This window comes from Lentilitoribacter sp. Alg239-R112 (assembly GCF_900537175.1).
Lineage (GTDB): Bacteria > Pseudomonadota > Alphaproteobacteria > Rhizobiales > Rhizobiaceae > Lentilitoribacter.
In genome coordinates this window covers 570702-594917 of sequence record NZ_LS999834.1, presented here as the reverse complement: position 1 = coordinate 594917, position 24216 = coordinate 570702, and the positions used below count along the sequence as shown (strand labels likewise).

General features: G+C 45.5%; 27 protein-coding genes and 2 riboswitches. Of the genes, 7 read left to right on the top strand and 20 right to left on the bottom strand.

All coding sequences use genetic code 11. From position 1 onward, the window contains the following. Nucleotides 1-10: 10 nt before the first annotated feature. From G3W54_RS16130 to G3W54_RS16120, 3 genes are all read right to left on the bottom strand, one after another. Nucleotides 11-388: a methylglyoxal synthase gene (locus G3W54_RS16130; protein WP_162654294.1), complete on the bottom strand. Its 378-nt coding sequence runs from the start codon at nucleotides 386-388 to the stop codon at nucleotides 11-13. A gap of 23 nt (nucleotides 389-411) precedes the next feature. Next, nucleotides 412-1386, bottom strand: a complete 975-nt coding sequence (gene mepA, locus G3W54_RS16125) for a penicillin-insensitive murein endopeptidase (RefSeq protein ID WP_244627968.1) — start codon at nucleotides 1384-1386, stop codon at nucleotides 412-414. A gap of 148 nt (nucleotides 1387-1534) precedes the next feature. Continuing rightward, entirely contained in the window at nucleotides 1535-3328 is a 1794-nt protein-coding gene (locus G3W54_RS16120; RefSeq protein ID WP_162654292.1) for a hypothetical protein, read from the bottom strand. Nucleotides 3329-3472: 144 nt separating this feature from the next. Between G3W54_RS16120 and G3W54_RS16115 the strand changes: the two genes are divergently transcribed. Then, nucleotides 3473-4534 carry a glycosyltransferase gene (locus tag G3W54_RS16115; protein ID WP_162654291.1) on the top strand — a complete coding sequence of 354 codons (1062 nt, stop codon included), beginning with the start codon at nucleotides 3473-3475 and terminating at the stop codon, nucleotides 4532-4534. Then, nucleotides 4531-4926 carry a GtrA family protein gene (locus G3W54_RS16110; RefSeq protein ID WP_162654290.1) on the top strand — a complete coding sequence of 132 codons (396 nt, stop codon included), beginning with the start codon at nucleotides 4531-4533 and terminating at the stop codon, nucleotides 4924-4926. The genes G3W54_RS16115 and G3W54_RS16110 overlap by 4 nt, the downstream gene beginning before the upstream one ends. Nucleotides 4927-4949: 23 nt before the next feature. Here the strand turns inward: G3W54_RS16110 and pheT are convergent, their stop codons facing one another. From pheT to infC, 6 genes are all read right to left on the bottom strand, one after another. Next, complete coding sequence (gene pheT / locus G3W54_RS16105; RefSeq protein WP_162654289.1) at nucleotides 4950-7355, bottom strand: phenylalanine--tRNA ligase subunit beta; 2406 nt, start codon at nucleotides 7353-7355, stop codon at nucleotides 4950-4952. Then, on the bottom strand, nucleotides 7356-7844 hold the full coding sequence (locus tag G3W54_RS16100; RefSeq protein WP_162654288.1) for a hypothetical protein: 489 nt from the start codon (nucleotides 7842-7844) through the stop codon (nucleotides 7356-7358). After that, nucleotides 7841-8926, bottom strand: a complete 1086-nt coding sequence (pheS, locus tag G3W54_RS16095) for a phenylalanine--tRNA ligase subunit alpha (protein WP_162654287.1) — start codon at nucleotides 8924-8926, stop codon at nucleotides 7841-7843. Before pheS ends, G3W54_RS16100 begins: the two co-directional genes overlap by 4 nt. Nucleotides 8927-9051: 125 nt before the next feature. Next, nucleotides 9052-9453 carry a 50S ribosomal protein L20 gene (gene rplT / locus G3W54_RS16090; protein ID WP_162654286.1) on the bottom strand — a complete coding sequence of 134 codons (402 nt, stop codon included), beginning with the start codon at nucleotides 9451-9453 and terminating at the stop codon, nucleotides 9052-9054. 34 nt (nucleotides 9454-9487) lie between these two features. Then, on the bottom strand, nucleotides 9488-9688 hold the full coding sequence (gene rpmI, locus G3W54_RS16085) for a 50S ribosomal protein L35 (RefSeq protein WP_162654285.1): 201 nt from the start codon (nucleotides 9686-9688) through the stop codon (nucleotides 9488-9490). A gap of 198 nt (nucleotides 9689-9886) precedes the next feature. Then, complete coding sequence (gene infC / locus G3W54_RS16080) at nucleotides 9887-10423, bottom strand: translation initiation factor IF-3 (protein ID WP_244627967.1); 537 nt, start codon at nucleotides 10421-10423, stop codon at nucleotides 9887-9889. 185 nt (nucleotides 10424-10608) lie between these two features. Between infC and G3W54_RS16075 the strand changes: the two genes are divergently transcribed. The 3 genes from G3W54_RS16075 (at nucleotide 10609) to ggt (ending at nucleotide 14003) form a co-directional block, all read left to right on the top strand. Continuing rightward, nucleotides 10609-11412, top strand: coding sequence for an alpha/beta hydrolase (locus G3W54_RS16075; protein ID WP_162654283.1), 804 nt, complete (start codon nucleotides 10609-10611; stop codon nucleotides 11410-11412). 109 nt (nucleotides 11413-11521) lie between these two features. Beyond that, the gene (locus G3W54_RS16070) at nucleotides 11522-12133 is read left to right on the top strand and encodes a transglutaminase-like cysteine peptidase (protein WP_162654282.1); all 612 of its coding nucleotides are present in this window, start codon (nucleotides 11522-11524) and stop codon (nucleotides 12131-12133) included. A gap of 112 nt (nucleotides 12134-12245) precedes the next feature. Beyond that, on the top strand, nucleotides 12246-14003 hold the full coding sequence (gene ggt / locus G3W54_RS16065) for a gamma-glutamyltransferase (RefSeq protein ID WP_162654281.1): 1758 nt from the start codon (nucleotides 12246-12248) through the stop codon (nucleotides 14001-14003). A 32-nt stretch (nucleotides 14004-14035) separates the two neighbouring features. On the opposite strand, the gene G3W54_RS16060 is transcribed toward ggt, so the two are convergent. From G3W54_RS16060 to thiD, 10 genes are read right to left on the bottom strand one after another with little or no spacing between them, the layout of a single operon-like run. Continuing rightward, nucleotides 14036-14785 carry an ABC transporter permease gene (locus G3W54_RS16060; protein ID WP_162654280.1) on the bottom strand — a complete coding sequence of 250 codons (750 nt, stop codon included), beginning with the start codon at nucleotides 14783-14785 and terminating at the stop codon, nucleotides 14036-14038. Then, nucleotides 14782-15510: an ABC transporter ATP-binding protein gene (locus G3W54_RS16055; RefSeq protein ID WP_162654279.1), complete on the bottom strand. Its 729-nt coding sequence runs from the start codon at nucleotides 15508-15510 to the stop codon at nucleotides 14782-14784. The genes G3W54_RS16060 and G3W54_RS16055 overlap by 4 nt, the downstream gene beginning before the upstream one ends. 2 nt (nucleotides 15511-15512) lie before the next feature. Beyond that, nucleotides 15513-16229 (bottom strand): thiaminase II, encoded by a 717-nt coding sequence (gene tenA / locus G3W54_RS16050; protein WP_162654278.1) that lies wholly within the window; start codon nucleotides 16227-16229, stop codon nucleotides 15513-15515. 5 nt (nucleotides 16230-16234) lie between these two features. After that, nucleotides 16235-17194 (bottom strand): ABC transporter substrate-binding protein, encoded by a 960-nt coding sequence (locus tag G3W54_RS16045; RefSeq protein ID WP_162654277.1) that lies wholly within the window; start codon nucleotides 17192-17194, stop codon nucleotides 16235-16237. Nucleotides 17195-17219: 25 nt separating this feature from the next. After that, nucleotides 17220-18200, bottom strand: a complete 981-nt coding sequence (locus tag G3W54_RS16040) for a HesA/MoeB/ThiF family protein (protein WP_162654276.1) — start codon at nucleotides 18198-18200, stop codon at nucleotides 17220-17222. Further along, a complete protein-coding gene (locus G3W54_RS16035; protein WP_197742893.1) occupies nucleotides 18197-18796 on the bottom strand; it encodes a thiamine phosphate synthase in 600 nt (199 codons plus the stop codon). The genes G3W54_RS16040 and G3W54_RS16035 overlap by 4 nt, the downstream gene beginning before the upstream one ends. 11 nt (nucleotides 18797-18807) lie before the next feature. Continuing rightward, the gene (locus G3W54_RS16030) at nucleotides 18808-19578 is read right to left on the bottom strand and encodes a thiazole synthase (protein WP_162654274.1); all 771 of its coding nucleotides are present in this window, start codon (nucleotides 19576-19578) and stop codon (nucleotides 18808-18810) included. Between the two features lies 1 nt (nucleotide 19579). After that, nucleotides 19580-19777: a sulfur carrier protein ThiS gene (thiS, locus tag G3W54_RS16025; protein ID WP_162654273.1), complete on the bottom strand. Its 198-nt coding sequence runs from the start codon at nucleotides 19775-19777 to the stop codon at nucleotides 19580-19582. Then, nucleotides 19761-20768: an FAD-dependent oxidoreductase gene (locus tag G3W54_RS16020; protein WP_162654272.1), complete on the bottom strand. Its 1008-nt coding sequence runs from the start codon at nucleotides 20766-20768 to the stop codon at nucleotides 19761-19763. The genes thiS and G3W54_RS16020 overlap by 17 nt, the downstream gene beginning before the upstream one ends. After that, nucleotides 20761-21555: a bifunctional hydroxymethylpyrimidine kinase/phosphomethylpyrimidine kinase gene (thiD, locus tag G3W54_RS16015; protein WP_162654461.1), complete on the bottom strand. Its 795-nt coding sequence runs from the start codon at nucleotides 21553-21555 to the stop codon at nucleotides 20761-20763. The genes G3W54_RS16020 and thiD overlap by 8 nt, the downstream gene beginning before the upstream one ends. Nucleotides 21556-21627: 72 nt before the next feature. Then, nucleotides 21628-21731: riboswitch (TPP riboswitch) on the bottom strand. Between the two features lie 107 nt (nucleotides 21732-21838). Between thiD and G3W54_RS16010 the strand changes: the two genes are divergently transcribed. Continuing rightward, nucleotides 21839-22462: a ribonuclease D gene (locus G3W54_RS16010; RefSeq protein WP_162654271.1), complete on the top strand. Its 624-nt coding sequence runs from the start codon at nucleotides 21839-21841 to the stop codon at nucleotides 22460-22462. Between the two features lie 45 nt (nucleotides 22463-22507). Here G3W54_RS16010 and G3W54_RS16005 read toward each other — a convergent pair whose 3' ends face one another. After that, nucleotides 22508-22909, bottom strand: a complete 402-nt coding sequence (locus G3W54_RS16005; protein ID WP_162654270.1) for an SRPBCC domain-containing protein — start codon at nucleotides 22907-22909, stop codon at nucleotides 22508-22510. 117 nt (nucleotides 22910-23026) lie between these two features. Continuing rightward, nucleotides 23027-23176, top strand: a riboswitch (FMN riboswitch). An 82-nt stretch (nucleotides 23177-23258) separates the two neighbouring features. Between G3W54_RS16005 and G3W54_RS16000 the strand changes: the two genes are divergently transcribed. Then, on the top strand, nucleotides 23259-24179 hold the full coding sequence (locus G3W54_RS16000) for a DMT family transporter (protein ID WP_162654269.1): 921 nt from the start codon (nucleotides 23259-23261) through the stop codon (nucleotides 24177-24179). Nucleotides 24180-24216 lie beyond the last annotated feature (37 nt).

Here is a 24216-nt window from a genome sequence, read left to right as displayed (position 1 = left end):
ATCCAAATATTCAGATATCTTTTTCTAATAATTCTTCTGCTGTGGCCCGATTGAGCGCCATCGGAATATCATAAAGAACCGCAAGTCGCATCAACGCTTTCACATCTACGTCATGAGGCATTGGTGTTAGCGGGTCAATAAAGAAAATCAACATATTAACCTTACCATCAGCTATCATGCCGCCAATTTGCTGATCACCACCCAATGGGCCACTTTTCATTGCACGAACATTGAGTTTTGGACAGGCCCTTGCCACACGACCACCCGTTGTTCCTGTGGCGATGATATCAAATTCGATCAATGTTTTTTGATGGTTGATCGCAAATTCCACCAAAGCATCTTTTTTTACGTCATGCGCTACAAGTGCGATAATGGGTTTGTCAGTCATAATTATCTCGGAAATGAATTAGATTATTTGGCAACAGGAATGGGAATGTTCGTCAAAGTTCGAAAATTTGGTCGCCCAGAATAGTTGAGTTTCACATCACTATAGACCATCTTGCCTAGTGTCACATCTGCCTCAGAATTCGGACCATTTGCATTTAGAACCGTGGTACAGGCTTGAGGTAAATCCGCAAGTGTTTTTTCAATGCGTTTTCGTGGTTTTTTACCTGGCTTTGCTGGCTTGGGTGGAGCCCAGCGCGCAGATTCAAACCACCAGGCAAGTGGGGCGCCGCAGCTATCATCATTGGGCACACGAGCTTGCGATTTGCAGCCTACGGAACCAGCCGGACATTTTAGACGAATATGGAAATGGTAATGGTGCCCATAATAAGGGCGCACCTTGTTCAGGTTACTGCGATCACCTTTCCAATTATCACATAGTTCTTTTTTTATTCCCGGGTGAACGAATAGACGTTCCACATTTGGATAGCTTGCGGCTCGCATGATGAGATTTGCATGTGCTTGTGTCCAGATACTCTTATCGACCTTGAGCGTGTTCTTTTTCAACACTGAGATTGCGCTTTTTTGCGTGCGTTCTTGATAGGTAAGGCGTCTGTTAGGCATCGGTGTAAGCCATATATCGGCATCAAGGCCCACTTGGTGTGAAGCATGCCCTGACAGCATTGGTCCACCGCGCGGCTGGGAAATATCGCCCACTAGAAGTCCTGGCCAACCATCTTTTGCAGCGGCCTCTTTTGAAAGGTCCTGCACGAGGGAAATGAGTTCTGGATGTCCCCAACGGCGATTGCGTTCAAGGCGCATTGCTTGCCATGTAGGACCGTCAATAGGCATAGCTACGGCACCAGCAATGCAGCCTTTTGTGTAAAATCCGTAAGGGTTAGCTGTTTGGACAGACGGTAATTCTTCCGAGCCAAAAAGAACTTTCGCAGGTTTGGTTTCGGCCCTTGCGATACTGCTCCCGAATAGGAGAGATAATCCCATGCAAATGGATAGAAAATTATGGATCTTCTGTAATTTCATATTCTCGGCCTATTAAGGAGGTCTCGCAAATCACTAATGAATCATAACGTGGCTCAAATTGTAATCAAGTTGATTATGTTAGCTGGGGGCGTTTATGTGCATGTGGTTGCTAATTTATCTCATAAAATACTAATGCTTGTGACGTTGAAAGTTCCAAAGGTTTCAAAAAATCAGGCACCTCACCATTTGACATATTCGCATAAAACCCATCGGGAGCCTTCCGTTTGCTAACGGAAACCTGCGGATCAGTGTTACAAAAAACTAAAATGGTTGCATTTGCTTCATTCAAAATTTCGCGTGCTTCATTGTTAGTGGAGATTGATGCTTTAATTTCCGCAAGCATACCAGATTGATTACGGTGATAGGGCGCAGATAAGATGTGATGATGTGTGTATCTTAATATGGATGCACCCAGGTTTGAGGGCGCTACGACAACATTTTTTGGCAATTTATTTAAAGGACTTAAAGCCGCATGTGTCTGGCACGCATTTTTGTTACTCTCATCTTGGACTGCTAGATTAGTGTTATTCGATCTGGCGATAACGAAATTGTTAAGTTGTGAAATACCATCCCCTATTACAGCCCATATGATGGGCATCGATAATAAAGATATGATGATAAAACTGATACCAATTTTAAGGTTTTTTGGTTCCTCCCGATTTTTCATGCGTAACTGACTTACGAGAAAAACCATCGGGATCATTGCAGCAAGATTTGCAAAAATCGATCCTCGTATTTGAATAAGGCTAATCCCTGAGGCGATAATAATTACAAATAACAGTTTCAGATAAATATCTCTGTGATCAGCAGTTTTTAACTGAAAAATGCAGAAAGTAATCGCTAAAACTGGCACAGCGTAGAAACCAAAAATAGATAGTGGTTTTGCTCGCCATTGCGCGAGGAAAGATTGGGCCTCTGTGATATTATTAAGCCAGAGTTCCGTAAGAAGTGGATCAAGATTTGCTAACGGGCTTTGCAGACATTCCGGGGCTACAATCTTTGCTAGGGCGAAAGTAATCGCGGCTATGCCCACAAGGGATGCAACTCGAATGAAACGACTTTTGTAAGATAGTGTCGCTGCGGCTAAAAATAGGAGGCCAGAACCAGCAACACCAAGCGCGTAATAACCCAATGAGAGCGTGTCACACACGACTTCAATATATCTTGCAGATGGAACTGTTATAAAAAATAACATCGTTAAACTGAACGCCATCGAAAGAGCAAATGCACGTGTTGGGCGTCGATAGTCCTTGCCGCCGTACCATGCCCAGGTAACAGCTATAATAACGCATATTGCTGCAATTAAAGGCGTGGTTTCAGCGCCAATGGCAATCGCTAGGGCACAAAGAAATCCGGCTAAAACATGAAGTTTCCAACTTCTGTTGGGGTCTATTACAATGAAAATTAAAACTGCATAGATAGCCAATTGAACATTGTGATGATCTATTGAACCTGGGTTGAATTTTCCGACCCCAAACAGGAATGCAACAGCGGCAATAGCGCCAATAGCAATATTTTGAGGCCCGGCAATTGCACGTGCGCATAGAATAAAACCCAAAATAACAGGGATAGCCGTCACAAGCGGCCAGATATAGACCGCAATTTCTTCTGCCGTTTGCCCCGAGAAAAACAATGAAAAGAAATTTATTAATCCGGCAATTGGTAAATCTACCAAGCGGGACCAATGCATCAAAGTCCCACTTTCTGGGCCAAGCCTATATTGAGTGAGATCAAACCAATTCTGCCCGGCTAGCCAATCACGAACTTGCACAAGGCGCATAACGTCATCATTGTCTGGACCCAGATAATCTGAGCTAAACCTCAAAAATGATAGGCTCGCAATAGTGGTGAAAAAAAACCAAGCAAGTAACGTTGGTTTGATCAGGTTTTGAGATTCAGACATAGGTTCAGATACCAAAATTGATTTTACGTCGAAAAATTACGTGTGAATTGCCATTTATTACGCGTTTTCAACTTAGCCTTAACCTTATCAATAAATAGTAAAGTTTGACGATAACAGATTATTGAAACGATCAGGATCACCAATATGAGCGACGCTGTTACTTCAAATGTGACCGAATGCCCAACCAATGACATGGACATCGCTGTACTTTTACCATGCTACAATGAAGCGGCTACAATTTTTGATGTTGTAAAGGATTTCCAGAAATCACTGCCAAGTGCGCGAATTTATGTCTATGATAACAATTCATCAGATGAGACGGCATTGCTTGCTGGTAAAGCCGGTGCGCAGGTTGTGCGCGAAATTCGCCAAGGCAAAGGGCATGTGGTCAGACGCATGTTCTCCGATATTGATGCTGATGTTTACATCATGGCTGATGGCGACGGTACATATGCAGCGCAAGATGCTCCGGAACTTGTACGTCTTTTGGTCACTGAAAATAGTGATATGGTCGTTGGAACGCGTCTCGGTGTAACCGATGATGCCGGTCGTAAAGGCCATGCATTTGGAAACACAATTTTTAACAAGCTTTATCGAGAAATCTTTGGGAATGACTTTTCTGACATTTTTTCAGGTTACCGAGCATTTTCACGCCGCTATGTAAAAAGCTTTCCCGCAATTTCCGGAGGCTTTGAAATTGAGACTGAAATGTCTGTTCACGCATCGACATTGCAATTGCCTGTGACAGAAATTGGACTTGAATATGGTCGTAGACCAGAAGGCTCGGATAGTAAATTATCTACATTTAAGGATGGCGCGAAAATTCTTCTAAAGTTTGCAAGTTTGATGAAGGAAACGCGCCCGTTACTCTTTTTTGGATATGTCAGTTTGGCCATTTTCGCGACCAGCCTGTTCTTTATGCTTCCGGTACTTAATGAATATTTTCACACAGGTCTGGTCGACCGAATGCCGACATGGGTCTCGTCTATGGCGCTGTTAATGATGTCAATTATGGTTTTTTCCGCAGGAATTGTTCTAGATTCTCTTGCAAAGTCTCGCCTTGAACAAAAACGTATCCTATATATGGCTATCGAAGGTCTGCAATCTAAGCAGAGTAATGATAGAAATGTGGACCTGTTGAGAGAAAAAACAGTTCAGATGCGCACGAACAAGCGCAGCAAAAATCGGACAAATAACGCCGCATGAGAAAACTCTTTTTCTTTGGAATAGCCGGCAGCATCGGCTTTATTGTTGATGCTGGGGTACTAATTCTACTTCTGCATTTTACGCCGCTTGACCCGTTTTCAGCGCGTATTTTTGCAATTGCGGCTGCAATGTTTTGCACGTGGATGATCAATCGTAACTTTACGTTTCAGAAAGGCGGACGATCGGTTGCAAAAGAAGGAATGCGTTACGGCAGTGTTGGCATAACGTCAGCTTTGATCAACTACACAGTATATTCCGGGTTATTGATACAGTTTTCTGAATTAAGGCCTGTATTTGCAGTTGTCATTGCATCCGCAGTTGCTACGATTTGGTCTTATGTCGGCTATTCAAAATTTGTTTTTGCCGCGCCGAAAAACAGCCCTGAAAAATAGGGCTGTTGTTCTTTAAGTGTTGTTTAGCCGCGAAGTGCGCCGCCAGTTGACTTTGAGACATTGCCAATAATTTTTTGAGATAAAGCTTCAAAATCTTCTTCAGTCATTGTTCGTTCAAAAGGCTGGATCGTCACTTCTATTGCTATGGATTTCTTATCTGTGCCAAGTGATGGACCTTCAAAGACATCAAACACATTAACGGTTGTAACAAGTTTTTTGTCAGCGCCTGCCGCTGCTCGAATAATAGCTGCAGCCTGGACATCTTTATCAACAACGAATGCAAAGTCTCGGCGAACCGCCTGATATGGAGACAGCGTTAGTGCGCCTTTTGTGCGTGTTGGTTTGCGTTTGCCCGACGGAATAGCATCAAGAAATATTTCAAAGCCACACAGTGCGCCAGAAACATCAAGTTTTTTAAGAACATTTGGATGAAATTCACCAAATGTACCAAGCACTGTTTTCGGGCCAAGTTTGATGGTGCCAGAACGACCAGGGTGATACCAATCAGGCCCACCAGCTTCAACTTGCAGGTTTTTAACGGGTGCGCCTGCTGCTTCAAGCGCTGCAAGTGCGTCAGCCTTTGCATCATATACATTGACTGCATCGGAGTTACCGGACCAGTGGCGAGCAGTGCTTGTCAGTTTAGCTGTGCCACGACGAATGCCAGATGCACATCTGCGCTGTTGCTCCGGCTTATCGCCTTCGTAGGTTCCAGACACTTCGAATATAGCGACATCATTAAACCCGCGATCAGCATTTCGCTGCGATGCTTTCAAGAGGCCGGGCAGGATTGATGGACGAAGGTCAGACATGTCTGCTGCAATGGGGTTGGATAACTTGAGTGAATTATCACCCCCGCCAAAAGCTTCTGCTTCCACTGCTGAGATAAACGAATATGTAACCGCTTCGGACATGCCACGAACAGCCAATGCACGACGGGCAGATCGTGTTCTGATTTGCAACGTTGTCAAAATTCTGCCATTCACGGCGTCGAGGCTTGGCAATGGTTGCGGCTCGATCTCGTTGACACCATGAATGCGCATCACTTCTTCAACCAAATCTGCTTTTCCATCCACGTCAGGTCGCCAAGATGGTACTTTAACGGGAACAACATCACCAGTTCCATCAATTTCAAAGCCGAGTCGCGTGAGAATATCGGCACTCTCTTCCTTCGAAACGTCAAGGCCAGTAAGACGTTTTACTTCGCTGTAGGGGAACTCAACTATTTTTGCCTGATGAGGTTGATAACCTGTAACAGATAATTCGCTTGGTGTTCCGCCACAAAGATCCAAAACCATCTGTGTTGCAATTTCAGCACCATCGATCATGAAATCTGGGTCAACACCACGTTCGAAGCGATAGCGTGCATCTGTTATAATACCCAAATCACGACCCGTGCGGGCAATCATCATAGGATCCCAAAGCGCGCTTTCGATAAGCACATTTGTTGTGTTCTCATCACAGCCAGACTGTTCTCCACCCATGATGCCAGCCAAAGATTCTGGACCATTGTCATCAGAAATGACATTCACCTTCTCATTCAGCTCGTACTCTTTACCGTCTAGGCCAAGGAGCTTTTCACCTTTTTTCGCTGCACGAACATGAAGATTACCGGCAACTTTATCAGCATCAAACACATGAAGCGGGCGACCGCGATCAAATGTGATGTAATTTGTGATATCCACCAGAGCATTAATTGGACGTAATCCAATAGCCAAAAGGCGTTGTTGGACCCAAGATGGGCTCGGACCATTCTTAACGCCTTTAACCATGCGCAATGCAAAGCCCGGACAGAATACAGAATCGTCAATTTTAATAGAAACAGAACAGGCGTCATTGCCGGAAATTTCCGGTGTTTTTGGTGTTTTCAATACACCAAATCCTGAAGCAGCCAGATCGCGTGCGATACCAGAAACGCCTGTACAATCAGGGCGGTTAGGTGTCAGGTTAATTTCGATAACGGGATCGGCAAGACCAGCCCATTCAGCATAGGGCGTGCCAATGGCCACATCTTCCGAAATTTCAATAATACCATCATGGCTGTCCGAAATCAGAAGTTCTTTTTCTGAACACATCATTCCATGACTTTCAACACCGCGGATATTGCCAACACTTAGTGTGACATCAATTCCAGGAACATAGGTTCCAGGAGCCGCGAAAGCGCCGACAAGTCCGGCCTTCGCATTTGGTGCGCCGCAGACAACTTGAACAGGCGTGCCACTGCCATTATCAACGCTAAGAACACGAAGCCGGTCGGCATCGGGATGTTGTTCGGCACTAAGAATTTTGGCAACAACAAATGGTTTGAGCGAGGCTTTGTCATCCAGGGATTCAAGCTCTAGACCAATCATGGTTAGTTGGTCACAAATTTCTTCCAAGGAAGCATCTGTTTCAATGTGGTCTTTCAACCAAGAAAGTGTGAATTTCATTTACGAAGCCTCACCAGAAGTAGGATTACTATTTTCGCTGTCGCGCTGTTTTTTGCGTTCTGCGAGTTCATCAAAAATCACGAAGCCAATTTGCAGGCCATCATCTTCTTGCTCATCGTTGGAAATCGGGCGACGCAAAAATGACAGTGCAAGTTGTGATGAATTGATAACGGCAGATGTTGGTATTCCATCAGTTAGAATACCATCTAGACGCAGTATATCACCTTCGCCTGGTATCAATGCCATGACTTTCATTGGTCCGGCAGGACACATAGCAATAACTTCCAACACTTCCTGTTTGGGATCCATCGTTTTTTGAAACGTGAAGATATGTTTTGCGACTTCCTGAGCGGATCGTTCAGCTGTATTCTCACAAGCTACACCTTGCCATTCATTGTCTTTTGGCGCTTCACGTTTTCCTTCTCGGAGTTCAAGCGCCATGCTCGCATACTTACCCTTTAACAAGGCAGCGTCTGAAAATCTGGTCATGATGAAAGTCCTCCAAATAGTGTCGGTAGATCCAATGGACGAAAACCATAATGATCGATCCAGCGTTGATCAGCCTCAAAGAATGGGCGTAGATCAGGCATGCCATATTTCAGCATAGCGATACGGTCGATCCCCATGCCCCATGCAAAGCCTTGATAGACATCTGGGTCAAGGCCGCCGGCACGAATAACATTAGGATGGGTCATGCCGCATCCCAAAATTTCCATCCAATCATTACCTTCGCCAAATTTAACTTCGCCTGGTTTTGAACGATCGCACTTAATATCAACTTCAAGACTTGGCTCGGTGAAAGGGAAGTAAGAAGGGCGGAAACGCATTTCTACATTATCCACTTCAAAAAAGGTTTTGCAGAATTCAATGAGTGTCCATTTCAGGTTCGCAATATTGGCACCCTTGTCGATCACCAGCCCTTCAAGCTGGTGGAACATTGGGGAATGCGTTGCATCTGAATCCTGGCGATAAGTCTTACCTGGAATAACTATGCGGATAGGCGGTTCCTGCTTTTCCATAGTGCGCACTTGCACAGGTGATGTGTGTGTGCGCAAAACTTTGCGCTCACCATTTTCATCTGGTTCAAAGAAAAATGTATCATGCATTTCACGGGCAGGGTGACCTTCAGGGAAGTTCAGTGCAGTGAAATTATAATAGTCTGTTTCAACATCGGGACCCTCTGCCACAGTAAAACCAAGGTCAGAAAAGATGGCTATGATTTCATCTGTGACCTGACTAATTGGGTGGATACGACCACGCTCGGCGGGGGATGCATGAACGGGTAAGGTGACATCGAGAGTTTCGTTCTTTAAACGCGCAATAATTGCAACTTCTTGCAGTTCGGTTTTGCGCGCTTGGATGAGATCATTGATACGGACTTTCAATCCGTTGATCTGCGGTCCTGCAACTTGGCGCTCTTCCGGGCTCATTTTGCCGAGGCCTTTAAGTTGTAGAGAGATTGCACCCTTTTTGCCGAGCGCGCCAACGCGAACAGCCTCAATAGCCGCTTCGTCATCAGCATCAGCGATTGCTTTTGTAAGATCTTCTTCTAGTTCAACAAGGTTTGTCATAGCTCACCTTCATTTGATGTGAATAAAAATCACATCACATCATGACGTTTAAAACAAAAAAATCTCGCGCTAGCCTGAGCCTGCGCGAGATCCTATAAAATTCCAATATTCAGGATTACGCTGGCTTACTTAACAGCGCTTTCAAAAGCATTGGGTGTTGTGTCTTTCAAGTAAGCAAGAGCTTCTTTCGCGGCAACGACAAGCGCGCCGAATGCTTCTGCTTCATGAATAGCCATATCGGACAAAACTTTACGATCGACTTCGATGCCAGCTTTGTTCAGACCGTCGATGAAACGACCATATGTTAGGCCGTGTTCACGAACAGCAGCGTTGATACGCTGAATCCAAAGTGAACGGAAATCGCGCTTACGAGCTTTACGATCGCGATATGCATATTGCATAGACTTATCGACAGCAGCTTTTGCCGTGCGGATCGTATTCTTACGACGACCATAAAAGCCTTTTGCTTTTTTTAGAACTTTTTTGTGTTTGGCGTGAGCGGTTACACCGCGTTTTACACGTGACATATGATATACTCCTTAGATGAATGGCCGTCGGGTCTTAAAGACCGTTTGGAATAAACTTTTTCACAATTTTCGCGTCTGGCTCAGAAAGAACCATTGTACCGCGTGCATTGCGAAGAAATTTGTTGGAGCGTTTGATCATGCCGTGCTGTTTACCAGCCGCAGCAGCCACGATTTTGCCAGTACCAGTTACTTTAAACCGTTTTTTGGCAGAAGATTTTGTCTTCATCTTGGGCATTTCATTTTCCTCTTATTAGGGCGAATTCAAATGAACCGCTGAATTGTTAAAAACATAAAAAACCCGAACACGGCATGCCCTGCCGGAACGGGATGACTTCGTATAGGCGCAAATTTGATGAATTGCAAGTAAAACCACACATCAAATAGAAACAAGATATGTGATTTTATATCAAACCGTCCTGTGCGACCATAGACTTTACTTAGGAGAAAGCACCATCATCATCTGGCGGCCTTCAAGTTTCGGCTCTGCCTCAACTTTCGCAATATTTGCAGTCTCTTCTTTGACCTTTTGCAAAAGCTTCATACCAAGTTCCATATGCGCCATTTCACGCCCACGGAAACGTAATGTTACTTTTACTTTATCGCCATTATCGAAAAATTTGTTGATCGCGCGCATTTTCACATCGTAATCATGCGTATCGATATTAGGGCGCATCTTGATCTCTTTAACTTCGATCGTCTTTTGCTTCTTGCGGGCCTCGGCAGCTTTTTTCTGCGACTGGTATTTCATTTTGCCAAGATCGGTAATCTTACAAACAGGGTTATCGCCCTTTGAAGCAATTTCAACAAGGTCCAAGCCAGCTTCATTGGCCATGTCTCTTGCTTGCTCGATAGGTACTACGCCGTGGTTTTCACCTTCAGCGTCGATAAGTTGGATGTGGGATGCTTCGATATCTAGGTTTGCGCGAGGGCCGCCTTTTGTTGGAGCCGTTGCTCTTTGTGGTCTGCGAATGGTACTTATCTCCATATTATTAAACACGTGAAATGCCGCACATCTCATCAACTGAGCAATGTGCGTTTCATTTCTATTTGTCAATAGCATGCTTTTTATAAAAAATCACTTAGTTTCATGGCATAAGCGAATCTGTTTTGATAATTAAAGATTTATTGAAAAATGCGGATTTCGAGAGTGAGATAATGACCGATAATAACGACAAAGTCCCGAGCGAGTACATTTGCGTGGGTGAAGGCAGTCATGCAAGGCAGATAGCGGTTTGCCACAGGGGTGGAAATACATCGCGACAAGGCGCTCAGGGGTTTGTTTGGCTGGGTGGATACCGTTCTGATATGGAAGGTTCAAAAGCTATCGCAATCGATGATCATGCTGCCAAGCTTGATCTAGCTTGCACGCGACATGATTATTCTGGTCACGGCCAATCTGGTGGTGAATTTGTTGATGGCACAATTTCACGTTGGCTCGAGGAAAGTCTCGAAGTGTTTCAAAAATTTACTGAAGGGCCGCAAATTCTTGTCGGCTCATCCATGGGTGGTTGGATTGCATTACGGATGGTTCAGGAGCTGCAAAAGATGGGGCAATCTGATCGCGTTCACGGGCTCTTACTTCTTGCGCCCGCGCCAGATTTTACAAAGGAACTTTATGAGCCGAAACTAACTGATAATGAAAAAGCAGCACTTGAAAGCCAAGGCTATTTTGAGGTCCCGACACCTTATGGGCCTGATCCAAATATTTTTACCAAAAAACTTTTCGATGATGGTGCACAAAACCTTGTTATGAAAGGCATTTTACAGTTAGGTGTGCAGGTTCACATCATCCAGGGTATGGAAGATCCCGATGTACCTTGGCAGCACGCAATGCGCCTAATGGAACACCTTTCGGCAGATGATGTGACGATAACTTTAATCAGAGATGGTGATCATAGACTTTCGCGTGAAAAAGACATTGTCAAAATTCTTCAAAGTCTTGATGGAATGTTGGAATGATTATGTATCTCTTGCGATCTTAACCATGAATTTCAAAAGCCAAATCACGAGATTGACTCTTTAACCCAAAAAACGTTTACTCTTTGTTAACTATTACAAGGGGTGAATTATGCTTCGCAAGAGCGGTGTATTTTTGTGTATTGTTGCATCTGCAGTCGTTGGTTGGACAAGTTCAATTGCCGTAGCCGAACATGCTGGCGTAGCGATGATTACAGGTTCTGTCACATCTCAGCCTATTGGGCATTATGAATTTTGTAAGCAGTTTTCCGATGAGTGTAGTGTAAGATCTCCCCGGAAGAATGCCCCGAAAGTGACAGATTATGGCTGGGATATCGTTCGTAAAATCAACAGTCTGGTCAATAACAATGTCGAGCCATTAACTGATTGGGAGCTGCATGGACAGGAAGAGATGTGGTCTTATCCCGGTCTTGCTGGCGACTGTGAAGATTTTGTTTTGCTCAAACGACAGATGTTGATTGAAAACGGGTTCTCACCATCGGATCTATTGATCACGGTTGTCCGTCGTCCAAATGGCGAAGGCCATGCTGTGTTAACATTGCGAACATCAAAGGGTGATTTTGTTCTTGATAATCTTGCAAGAGATGTCAAAAACTGGAGAGATACACCTTATCAATATCTCAAGCGTCAAGCTTCCTATCATACAGGCCGTTGGGTGAATATTGAGAATAGTTCACCGCTTATTGTCGGTTCTGTGAACTAGTTGGAAGTACCACACATTGTAAAATTTTGTGATGTCAAGCCAGTGTTCTACTAGATTGACTAGTTAATCTGGCTTTGTAAGCTGCTCTCATATTATAAACGGGAGTAAGTAAATGTTAAAATCAATATCACTATCTCTTCTTTTTGCAACATGTCTGGGGTCGTCAGCTTTTTCGCAACAGGCAGCTGATGCAATTGCGCCTGAAATTGCCAGCGGCAAAATGGCGAAAGAAGAAGGCAAAGTCGTTACCTCCAAAAAATGGATGATTTCGGCTGCTAATCCACATGCCGTTGAAGCGGGTGCAAAAATTTTGGCATCCGGTGGCAGTGCAGCAGATGCGATGGTTGCTGCACAGGCTGTGCTCGGCTTGGTCGAGCCACAAAGTTCTGGTCTTGGTGGCGGAGCATTTCTTGTTTGGTTTGACGCTAAAAGTGGGGAGCTGACAACGCTTGATGGACGTGAAACAGCACCAATGGCCGCGAACCCGCGTTTATTTCAAAAAGCAGATGGCGAGCCGCTTAAATTTTGGGATGCTGTTGTCGGTGGCCGTTCTGTTGGTACACCCGGAACACCTGCTCTCATGGCAAAGGCACATGAGCTTTGGGGCAAATCTGATTGGAATGGATTATTCTCCGATGCTGTTAAGTTAGCGGATGAAGGTTTTGTTGTATCGCCGCGTCTTGCTGGACTTGTGGCAGGTGATGCTGAACGCCTCAGTAAATTTAAAGCAACGGCCGATTATTTTCTGCCCAGTGGCGTAGCCATCGCAGAAGGAGATATTCTCGAAAATGCAGCCTATGCTGAGACCTTGCGTAATCTTGCTACAAAGGGAGTAGAGAGTTTTTACACTGGTGGCAATGCAAAGGGTATTGTCGACACAGTTCAAAATGTATCGGTAAATCCGGGTGTTTTAGCGTTGGAAGATCTTGCACTTTACAAGGTCAAACAACGAGATGCAGTTTGTGCATCTTACCGTGAGCATGATGTTTGTGGAATGGGTCCGCCATCTTCTGGTGCATTAACTGTTGGGCAAATATTAGGAATGCTTAACGGATCTGACCTAAAAGCACTCGGAGCCGACAACCCTGAGAGTTGGCGTTTAATCGGCGATGCGTCGCGCTTGGCCTTCTCCGACCGAGGTCGTTATATGGCCGACAGTGATTTTGTTCCGATGCCAACAAACGGGTTAGTGGATGCTGGTTATCTTGCAGAGCGAGCGAAATTACTGATGGGTGACAAGGCGCTTGAGAGCGTTTCACCAGGGAACCCTCCATTTGACCATGCGCTGCTGTTAGCTGATGATGAAGCTATCGAATTGCCTTCGACATCTCATATTTCAATTGTTGATGGCGAGGGGAATGCACTGTCTATGACAACAACAATTGAAAATGGGTTTGGATCTCGGTTAATGGCACCAGGTGGTTATTTGCTGAATAACGAGTTGACGGATTTCTCGTTTCGTAGCCATAAAGATGGTGTGCCAATTGCCAACCGTGTCGAACCAGGTAAGCGACCTCGTTCATCCATGTCGCCGACAATTGTGATGAAAGACGGTAAGCCTGTGCTGGTTGTGGGTTCACCAGGTGGTAGCCGGATTATTGGATATGTAGCGAAAACAATTATCGCACATATGGATTGGGGCATGGATGTTCAACAGGCAATAAGCCTGCCGCATCTGGTCAATCGTTTTGGAACTTATGATCTTGAAGATGGTACAAAGGCAACTGAGCTTGAGGGTGCTTTGACCGATCTTGGTTTTAAAACAAATGTGCGCGCATTAACATCAGGCATTCATGCCATCGCTATCACACCTGACGGTCTTGAAGGCGGAGCCGATCCACGTCGTGAGGGTATAGTTATCGGTGAGTAATTAATCTGATCTGTCCATCCCGCATTTTGTTCTTATGGAATGCGGGATGTTCTATTATCGGTCATGCGTGTTGCGAGACGGTCAACCGCGCTATGCAAGATAACCGTAAAAATTGCCAATACAAAAAGTGCAGCAAACATCAGATCGATTTTTGCGCGGCCATTGGCAAGTAACATTAAGTAGCCCAGACCTTTGGATGCACCGACCCATTCTCCGATTACCGCGCCAATCGGAGCATATACTGCCGCTAATCGAAGTCCTGATCCTAATGACGGTAAAGCTGATGGGAAACGAACGCGCCACATAATACGAGATTTGCTGGCACCCATAACCTTGGCCAAATCCAGATAGGCCTGCGGTGTGCGGGTTAACCCGTCATAAAATGCAGAAGCAACCGGGAAATAGATGATTAAGATCGTCATGAAGATTTTTGACCAAACACCATAACCAAGCCAAAGTGTGAGAATTGGTGCAAGTGCAAACACAGGTACTGCTTGTGAGAACACAAGTATAGGGCGGACGAATGCACGCGCAAAAGGCGATGTAGCGAGATTAATTGCTGTCAAAATACCGAGCGCCGAGCCAAGCGCAAGCCCGACCAGAACTTCGCTGATTGTCACAAGTGCATTCTCGCCAATAACAACTCGGCTCTTCCACATCGTTTCAGCAACAAGGAGTGGGCCAGGTAGAATAAACTTTGGCAAGTCAAAAATACTGACTATGATTTGCCAGAGTGTAAGTGCAAGGAGTGTCGCACCTATTGCGTTGAAAACCCTCCTCATGATGGCGTTCCTCTGAGCAGACGATACAGTTGGCCTTGGCAATGAAGCGTTGCCTCATCGTCAATTTCCCGAACCGGATGAGATGCGGGCACATCAACATTTGTAATGCCTTGTTCAGTGAGCAAGTAGATAGCATGGCCTAACCGCGCAGCTTCCGCGGGGTCATGCGTGACGAGCAGAACAGTGCGACCCGCAAGAAGGTTGCCAGCAAGCTCTTGCATTTCACTGCGTGTTTTAGCATCCAGCGCAGAAAATGGCTCATCCAGTAATATGATTGGTCGGTCCTCCATTAAGGTTCGTGCCAACGCAATTCGTTGTCGTTCGCCTCCTGACATTTGAGATGGCTTCTTTTTTAGATGATCACTTAGGCCAACTTTTTCGATGATGGATAGAGCAGCCATTTTGTCGGCACCTTCCCCCCGCAACCGTGCGCCGAGCAAAACGTTATCAAGAACAGAAAGCCACGGAAAGAGTTCGCTTCCTTGTGCCATATAACCGATGCGGCTCTCAAGGCTCTTGCCATCAGATGCTCTCACTTCTCCGCTGAAGTCCGCGCCAGTATCAAGGTTGGCTATCAGGCGGAGTATAGTAGATTTACCAACGCCCGATGCGCCAAGCAGGCATGTGGTTTTGCCTGACTGAATATCCACATGCAGGTTTTCAAACAGCACCCGATCACCAATTAGAGCCGTTCCTTTAACAGATATGTTGGGTGCTGTTGTCATATCTAAGTGCCATTTGGTTCGGCGATTGGGTTAGCACAAGGGCCACGAAGGCCCATGTTCCAGAAATCGACTTCAAGGCGCGTAGCGATATTAAACTGAGAAATCAGTTTGTTCCAGATCGGCAATTGTGTGTAGTTTTTGCCAAAACGATTGATAACGGCTTGATCTAAAAGTTGGCCAGCATTGATACAAACATCCTGGTAATCTTTGCCGGCATAGGTTTCAATCCAATCCTGATAGGTGTCAGATGTTTTATCATCTGCCAGCATTAGTCCAATCTCACCATACCCAAATACGCATGGTGCAAGTGTTGCCAAGAGCGACACAAAATCTCCAGAATAACCTGCTTCTAAAACAAAGCGTGTATAAGCAAGGTTTTCGTTAGCCTCGACGGTTTTAAACAATTCATCTTCGGGAATGCCAAGTTTGCCGCATGTCTCGACGTGATACTGCATTTCGCCATTTGCAAGTCCGTTGACGGTGCTTGCACATGCCTTGATCTCATCCAAAGTACCAGCCTTTGCAACAGCTAAAGCCCATGCGCGCGAAAAGTGAATGAGAAACACATAATCCTGTTTGAGATAGTGGTAAAATGATTCTTTTGGTAATGATCCATCACCCAAACCGCGCACAAAAGCATGCCGTGTATAGGCATGCCAGTGTGGTGTTGTTTGTCTCAAAGCCGAGAATACTTCTCCATATTCTTCTAAGTTGGTCATATGAATTACTCAGCTGGTGTTTGAGCTGAGATATCGATTGCAATTTTTGAAACCGAATTGACGGATGGAATAAGTTCTTTCTCATGAAGAAATGTTTCAAAAGCCGCATAGCGAGCTGCATCAAATGCCATTGGGCGAAGGGCAAAGCGTGGCATTGTATCAACCCATGCCTTTGCATTTAACTCGTCTTGAAGTTCAGTTGATGTGCCTGAGAAAATCTCCCAGCTTTCATCAGGGTGGTTGACGATAAACTGTGTTGCTTTTTCCGTTGCTTTAAGAAAACGGGCAATCATGTCTTTATCCATTGTGTCGGGATTGGCAACATAGATAAGTTCATCATAAGTTGGCAAACCTTCCTCTTCAACAAAGAAACATTTGCCTTCAACGCCTTCAATTTCCATCTGGTTGAGTTCGAAGTTGCGATACGCACCGATAACAGCATCAACTTGCTTTGACATTAACGAAGGAGACAGTGACCAATTTACATTCACAAGTTCAATGTCAGACATTTCAACGCCGTGATTACCAAGAATTGAACCTAAGACTGCTTCTTCAACGCCAGAAACCGAGAAACCAATTTTCTTACCTTTGAGATCAGAGATTTCTTTGATTGGGCCGTCTTTCAAGACAAGCAGACAGTTTAATGGCGTCGCTACAAGCGTACCAACGCGGACAAGTGGTAAGCCTTCATGGATTTGTAGGTGTAGCTGTGGTTGATAGGAAATGGCAAGTTCTGCCTTTCCAGCTGCAACCAGTTTCGGTGGGTCTGATGGGTCGGCTGGTGCAATGATCTCGACATCAAGGCCTTCATCTTTAAAGTAGCCTTTCTCCTGCGCAACAATCACAGGGCCATGGTCAGGATTTACAAACCAATCCAATAATAATGTCATTTTATCTGCTGCAGTTGCAGGCAGTGTTGAGGCAAGGGCAAAAGCGCCCGCAATTAATAGAGATGCTTTACGCATTATATATGATCCTTTCTTGATCAAATTATCCTGTGGCGACGAGAACTATGTCGCCGTTCCATTTTTCTTGAAGTTTTATGGCCGCGCGGTGGGCACGTAACCCACTGCGACAAACAAAGACGGCGCGTTGGTTTTTGTTTGGCATGGTGTTTGCAGGGTTATAGTCTTCAACATCGATGCGTGCTGCATGTTCAGTGATTGGTATCTCGACCTCATCTTCGCCACGGAGTTCGATGATATGGTCACTGTGACACAAGTCAGCTGGCGCTATGAATTTGAGAATAGGGAACGATGGTTCTTCAGCTTCGTCGAAGCGAAAGCTTGAGAAGCGAAAAGACGTTGCATCAAAACGTACAAGTTGCCCCAATGGTGATGGATCAAGTTCAAGAATGCACGATAGTGCCATCTGCGCTTGTAAGCCACCTATTGTACCAACAATGGGACCAAGTACACCCGCCGTTGCGCAATTCCCTGCTTGATTAGGTAATGATGGGAATAGCGCACGAAGAGAAGGTGCACCTGCACAAAACCCTCCAACATAACCTGACAAGGCAAGAGCTGAGGCAGAAAAAAACGGAATATTATTTGCCAAACAATGATCTGACATAATGTAGCTCACAGCAAAACTATCCGCACAATCAAGTAAGATTGTTGTTCCGTGTGAGAGAGTAGTTATATTACTTGGGTCAAGCGGTGAGACAACGGAGGTAATCTCGATCTCAGAGTTCAGGTCGCTTAAAATTTTTGCCGCGACAGCTGCCTTCGGTTGATCAATATATTTTTCCCCATAAAGCGTTTGACGATGAAGATTGGAGAGCGAAACGACATCAGGGTCAACAATGGTAATTTTGCCAACACCAGCACCCGCAAGATATTGCAAAACAGGTACACCCAAGCCCCCTGCGCCAACCACAAGTATGTGTGCATCTTGCAATTTCTGCTGGCCGTTCGCGCCGACTTCTGGAAGAATGATCTGGCGGGCATATCTGTCTGTCGCGCTGCTCATCGACTGATGTCCAACCATTGTTTAATGCGGGCTTCGGGGTCTGAGTTCAACGTAATGTCAGTAACGGCAGAAACAATATTTGCCCCAGCATCATATGCTCCTTGTGCACGTTCAACACTCATGCCGCCGATGGCAACAAGCGGCACATCGCCAACAAGTTTTTTCCATTCTGTTACTCTATCCAAGCCTTGTTCAGTCCATTTCATCTTTTTTAAGATGGTCGGGTAGACGGGGCCAAGTGCGAGATATTCAGGATCAAATGACAAAGCGCGCTCAAGCTCGTCATTATCATGTGTCGATAGTCCGAGGCGGATACCTTTGGCTCGGATGGCCTTGATATCCGCATCATCTAAATCTTCCTGCCCAAGATGGATGAAATCGCATTCTTCTTCGATTGCCATTTGCCAATAATCATTGATAATTAATGTGCAGCCGTACTTATCGCATAGCGCTTTGCCCTTGATGATTTCAGCGCGTACTTCAGCTTCTGATCTATCTTTGATGCGAAGCTGCGTAAGTTTAATGCCGAGCGGTAGTAGCCGTTCCAACCATTCAGTGGAATCAAATATAGGGTAAAAACGGTCCAGTTTTTCGATTTTTGGCGCATTCATAAAAAGGCCTTTCCGATTACAGGAGTTGAGGGTTCGGCCATATCGCGTGGCTCCATTGGGTCTGCATCGAATGCTGCTTTGCCTGCCAAAATCGCGTCTGAAAATGCTTTGGCCATTAGTGCAGGGTCGCCGGCTTTTGCAACAGCTGTGTTGAGCAATATCGCGTCATACCCCAGCTCCATTGCGCGAGCCGCCTGCGAAGGTAAGCCAATGCCCGCATCCACCACCAAAGGCACGTCGGGAAAATGCGCGCGCAACATGCGGAGCCCATGTTCGTTATTTAGCCCAAGACCTGAGCCAATCGGTGCACCCCACGGCATGAGAACTTCGCACCCCGCGTCAAGTAGGCGTTCTGCGACGACCATATCTTCGGTGGTGTAAGGGAAAACCTCAAACCCATCTTCGGTCAGAATTTGAGCCGCTTCCACAAGTGCATAAACGTCTGGTTGGAGCGTGTCCGTATGGCCGATAACCTCTAACTTAATCCATTTAGTGTCAAAGATTTCGCGTGCCATATGTGCAGTGGTGACAGCTTCCTTGACCGTGTAGCATCCAGCAGTATTTGGCAGTATGGGAACATCGAGTTCTTTGATCAGTTGCCAAAAATTTTGGCCTGCGCGGTCAGCACCACTTTCGCGGCGTAGGGAGACAGTGGCAACACCCGCGCCGGATCGTTTGAACGCATCTGCTAATATGGTAGGCGAGGGATATTGTGCCGTGCCAAGCATCAATGGGTTTTTAAGCTCTATGCCGTAAAATGTTTTCAACTTACCCACCTTGCATTGGCGCAAGAACTTCAAGGCGATCACCTGCATCAAGCACAATGTCACGACGTTTGTTTTCTGGGATGAATTCTTCATTCAGTGCAGTTGCGATTTTTGCATCACCATAGCCCAACTCGTGTAATGCTTCCGTCAGATTAGGCGATGAGACAATCTTCTTCTCACCGTTAAGCAAAATGTTCATTTTTCGCCTCGTTTCTTACATTGTCAGAGAATTCTGGTTTTTTGCCATCAAAAAGATATTCAGCAATTTGGCCTGCAACGCTTGGCGCTAAAAGATAGCCGTGGCGGTAAAGGCCATTGGCATAGATCACATCGTTGATCTTTCTAATCTTCGGCAAATTGTCTGGAAATGCAGGTCGTGCATCAACGCCGATTTCCAAAATTTCAGCTTCACCAAAACTTGGGTGAAGAGCATAGGCTGCGGTTAGCATTTCAAGCATGGATCGAGCAGTGATACGTGTACGTTCACCCGTCTCGATCATAGTTGCGCCGAGCATGTAAACCCCATCGCCACGTGGCACAATATAAAGTGGAATACGAGGATGAAGAAGACGTATTGGACGTTTCAGATCAAGTTCAGGGCAATGTAGGATCAACATCTCGCCCTTAACACCACGAAGGTCTTTAAGACTGCTTTGGGCTGCAAGCCCGGTGCAATCAATTACCATTGAATTGTTATCAGTTGCAGCTTCAGTCTGTATTTGAACTCCGGCGTTTACCAGGCCGTCGTGTAGTACTGTCAACGCACTCCGTGGAGCAAGGTGAGCTTCATCTTTAAAGTATAACGCTTTGCGATATCGCCCGGCGAGATCTGGCTCAAGTTCAGAAATCGTATCTGCATCAATTTCCTTAAAGGCAGTTGTTTTTCGTCCGAAGCGGTTAAGTTCTTTAATGTCTCGGCCCTGAGCGACAACAAGTGAGCCGTTATGGGTGATATCTGCGCCATGCTTTTCCCACCATTCAGCTGCTTTTTGACCAAGGCGAACGACGGGTTCTTCTGCGCTTTCACCTTCGCAAAATGGTGCAAGCATGCCTCCAGCCCACCATGAACATGTATGGGGTCCAGGCGCACCGTTGGGATCAATCATAGTGACATTGCCGCCACGAGATATAATCTCTGTGGCAACACAAAGACCGAGAACACCTGCACCTTTGATTGTAACATCAATCATCAAGATTCCAGACATTATGAAAGTGGTGCACAGGTCCATGGCCAGAACCGATACTCAATTGGTTAGCTTCACGAATAGCACCTTGAAGATAGCGATGTGCGCGGCCAACTGCATCTTCAAGCTCTAATCCTAATGCAAGGCCCGCTGCAATTGCCGACGATAATGTGCAGCCGGTGCCGTGCGTATTTTGGGTGTCGATACGCTGGGCATCAAATGAGATGGGTTCAGCGCTAACACCGATCAGCAGGTCGGTACAGATGTCTTCATCCCCATGTCCGCCTTTCATTAAAACAGCTTTGGGGCCAAATTGCATGAGGTCAGAACCCTGGAAAGCCATTTCCATCGGATTTTCAGCTTGCACAGTTTCTAACAATCGAGCAGCTTCCGGAAGGTTCGGTGTGAGCAATGTTGCAAGTGGTAAAAGCTCTTCAATGAGAGCTGAGACCGCTTCATCACGTAGTAAAGCATCTCCGGATTTAGCGACCATCACAGGATCGAGCACAATGGGGATATTTGAGCCCTTTAGTGAGTTTGCGACCGCATGAATAATATCAGGCGATGACAACATGCCGATTTTAACTGCATCAACATCCAGATCATCTAGCACGGTGTGAATTTGAGCGCTGACCATTGTCGGAGATATATCTTCAACTGCTGTCACGGCTTTTGTATTTTGTGCCGTAATTGCGGTGACCACGCTAGCGCCATAAACACCTTGAGCAGAAAATGTTTTTAAGTCAGCCTGAATACCCGCTCCGCCGCCGCTGTCGGAACCGGCAATCGTCATTGCAATAGCAGTCACAGTTCACCTCTTCGTCTATATGATCCAAGGAAAACTGGCGGTGAAAAGAGGTGGCTTAGAAAAGCAACTACCGTTCCCTCCGCCGGAATTGCCCGGATCAGGTTCGATGGGTTAGCGATTAGCCTCTCAGCCAAGAAAACTTGGCACCCCAACGGTTCGTTTGTTTGGATAGCCCAAGTTAAACACAATTGCAACGGTTCAAAGCGAACCAGTTCTGATTTAAGGTTGGACCAGCGATTATATAAAAGTGATTCTAAAGGATTTGAATATGGCTGAAATTCGGTTGCATAAGGGCGATATCTCAAAGGCGGCCGCGGCGCTTTATACAGGTGATATTGCTGTTGATTCTGAAACACTTGGTTTGATCCCTCGTCGTGATCGCCTTTGTGTCGTGCAACTTTCACCCGGTGATGGATCCGCAGATGTCATTCAAATTGGTAAGGGGCAGAAAGAGGCTCCAAATCTTTGTGCCTTACTGGAAGACCCGAGTAAAACAAAACTCTTTCATTATGGCCGGTTTGATATTGCTGTTCTGTATTATACATTTGGTGTTACCAGTGCTCCTGTATTTTGCACCAAGATTGGTTCAAAATTAACACGTACATATACCGATCGTCACGGGCTTAAAGATGTGTGTCGTGAACTGCTCAGCGTGGACCTGTCCAAACAACAACAATCCTCAGATTGGGCCGCAGAAACTTTGACCGATGCGCAACTTGCTTATGCTGCATCAGACGTTCTTTATCTTCATCAGCTCAGAGATAAGATGGTTGTGAATTTAAAACGCGAAGATCGTGAGAGTTACGCTGAGGCTTGCTTTGAATTTCTGCCAACTCGCGCAAAGCTGGATCTGATGGGCTGGGAAGATACTGATATTTTTTCACATAGCTAACGGTTCAGATTAAATCTAACCGGTACAGAGTGCAGAAGGCCAAAATTAACTGGTGGATTTTTGCATGAAATGACGCAATCCATCAATATAACTGTCCCAGCCCGTGTCATGCATGTCCCGGCTGTCTTGTTTCGTAAAATTCTTATGGGTCAATTCGACAGTTGCACCCTTTTCATGGTCGCTAAATCTCACTCTTATGTCCGATATCTCACCGTCACCATTCCATTCCCAACTATAATGTAAAAATTCGTCTTCAATGATTTCGAAAAACCGACCTTCGCATTTTGCATCGAATTCGGGAGTGTTCATGAAGAGCTTGTAGTGGCCGCCAACTCTAGTATCGATATCCATACTCGTAGCAGGAGGGATCACTGTTTCAGAAGATATCCACGCTGCATAAACTTGTTTGCGAGGGAAAGGTAAATTGTAGCTTTTTTCTATTTTCATGGGGCCATATTCTCCTACAAAAATTCTATGTCGAAAATTTACCATTGTCTATTCTAAGGTATATAGCTCCTATTAGAAAAATATTCTTGAGTATTAAGCCGTACTATGGTTATTTCTTTCTGTTCTCAGGGCGGGGTGAAATTCCCCACCGGCGGTAATCATTATTTTATGAAAGCCCGCGAGCGCTTTCCGTTGTAAGCGGAAAGGTCAGCAGATTTGGTGAGATTCCAAAGCCGACGGTCATAGTCCGGATGAAAGAGAGTAAAAAATGAATACATTTCTGTACTGCAGGAGTGTGTCCATTTTTTGTTTGCCTTGAGTCTTGTGCGAAAGATGAAAGGAAAACGCCATGACTCAAAAAATAACTCAATATATTAAAGTTTTGAATACAAATGCAGCGCTTCTCGGCGCCGTTTTGATGGTGATTGCAGGACTAATTTTTGCAGTTATCAATACACTTCTTCAATCTCTGACCATGCAATTCGGGCAGGTATCAGCATCTGTTGTTTTTTGGCAGTATTTGATAGCACTTTTATTTAGCCTGCCTTGGATTCTGCGAAAGTTAGCCGCGGCAAAAACTTCAAATCTGCCACTACACATACTGCGCGTGTTTTTTGCAGCCGTGGGCGTACAGCTTTGGGTCGTCGGATTGTCTTATGTCCCGATATGGCAGGCCATCGCATTAATTATGACAGCACCCTTTTTTGTAACTGCTGGCGCTCACATGGTTTTAAGGGAGAAAGTGGGATTAGAGCGCTGGTTAGCTGTTGGTTTTGGCTTTTTGGGTGGTATGATTATTTTGTCACCCTGGTCCGATGAATTTGGCATTGAAACATTATACCCTCTGGCTGCATCATTCTTCTGGGCGATGTCCAGCTTAACAACCAAACGTTTGGCCTGGGTTGAAAAACCACAAACGTTGACATTTTATCTGTTGGTTCTGCTGACACCTATTAATGCAATTCTTGCTTTTGAGAGTGGATTTGTAATTTCAGAACCAACGGCGATCTGGATGGTAGTAGTGGCTGGTATACTCACCGCACTTGCCCAATATGCATTGGCGAAAGCCTACACGGTGGCTGATGCAGCATATCTGCAGCCTTTCGATCACCTCAAGCTTCCAATGAATGTTCTTTTGGGGTGGCTTGTTTTCGGTTTTCTTCCCGTCGGTAGCATGTGGCTTGGGTCGTTAATCATTATCGCAGCATCATCCTACCTGTTAAATGCCGAGATGAAACGCCCTGCAAAGGTTGCCGTAGCAGCTGCTTAACGCATGCAACAAAAAACCCGCCAGCACATTTGCCAGC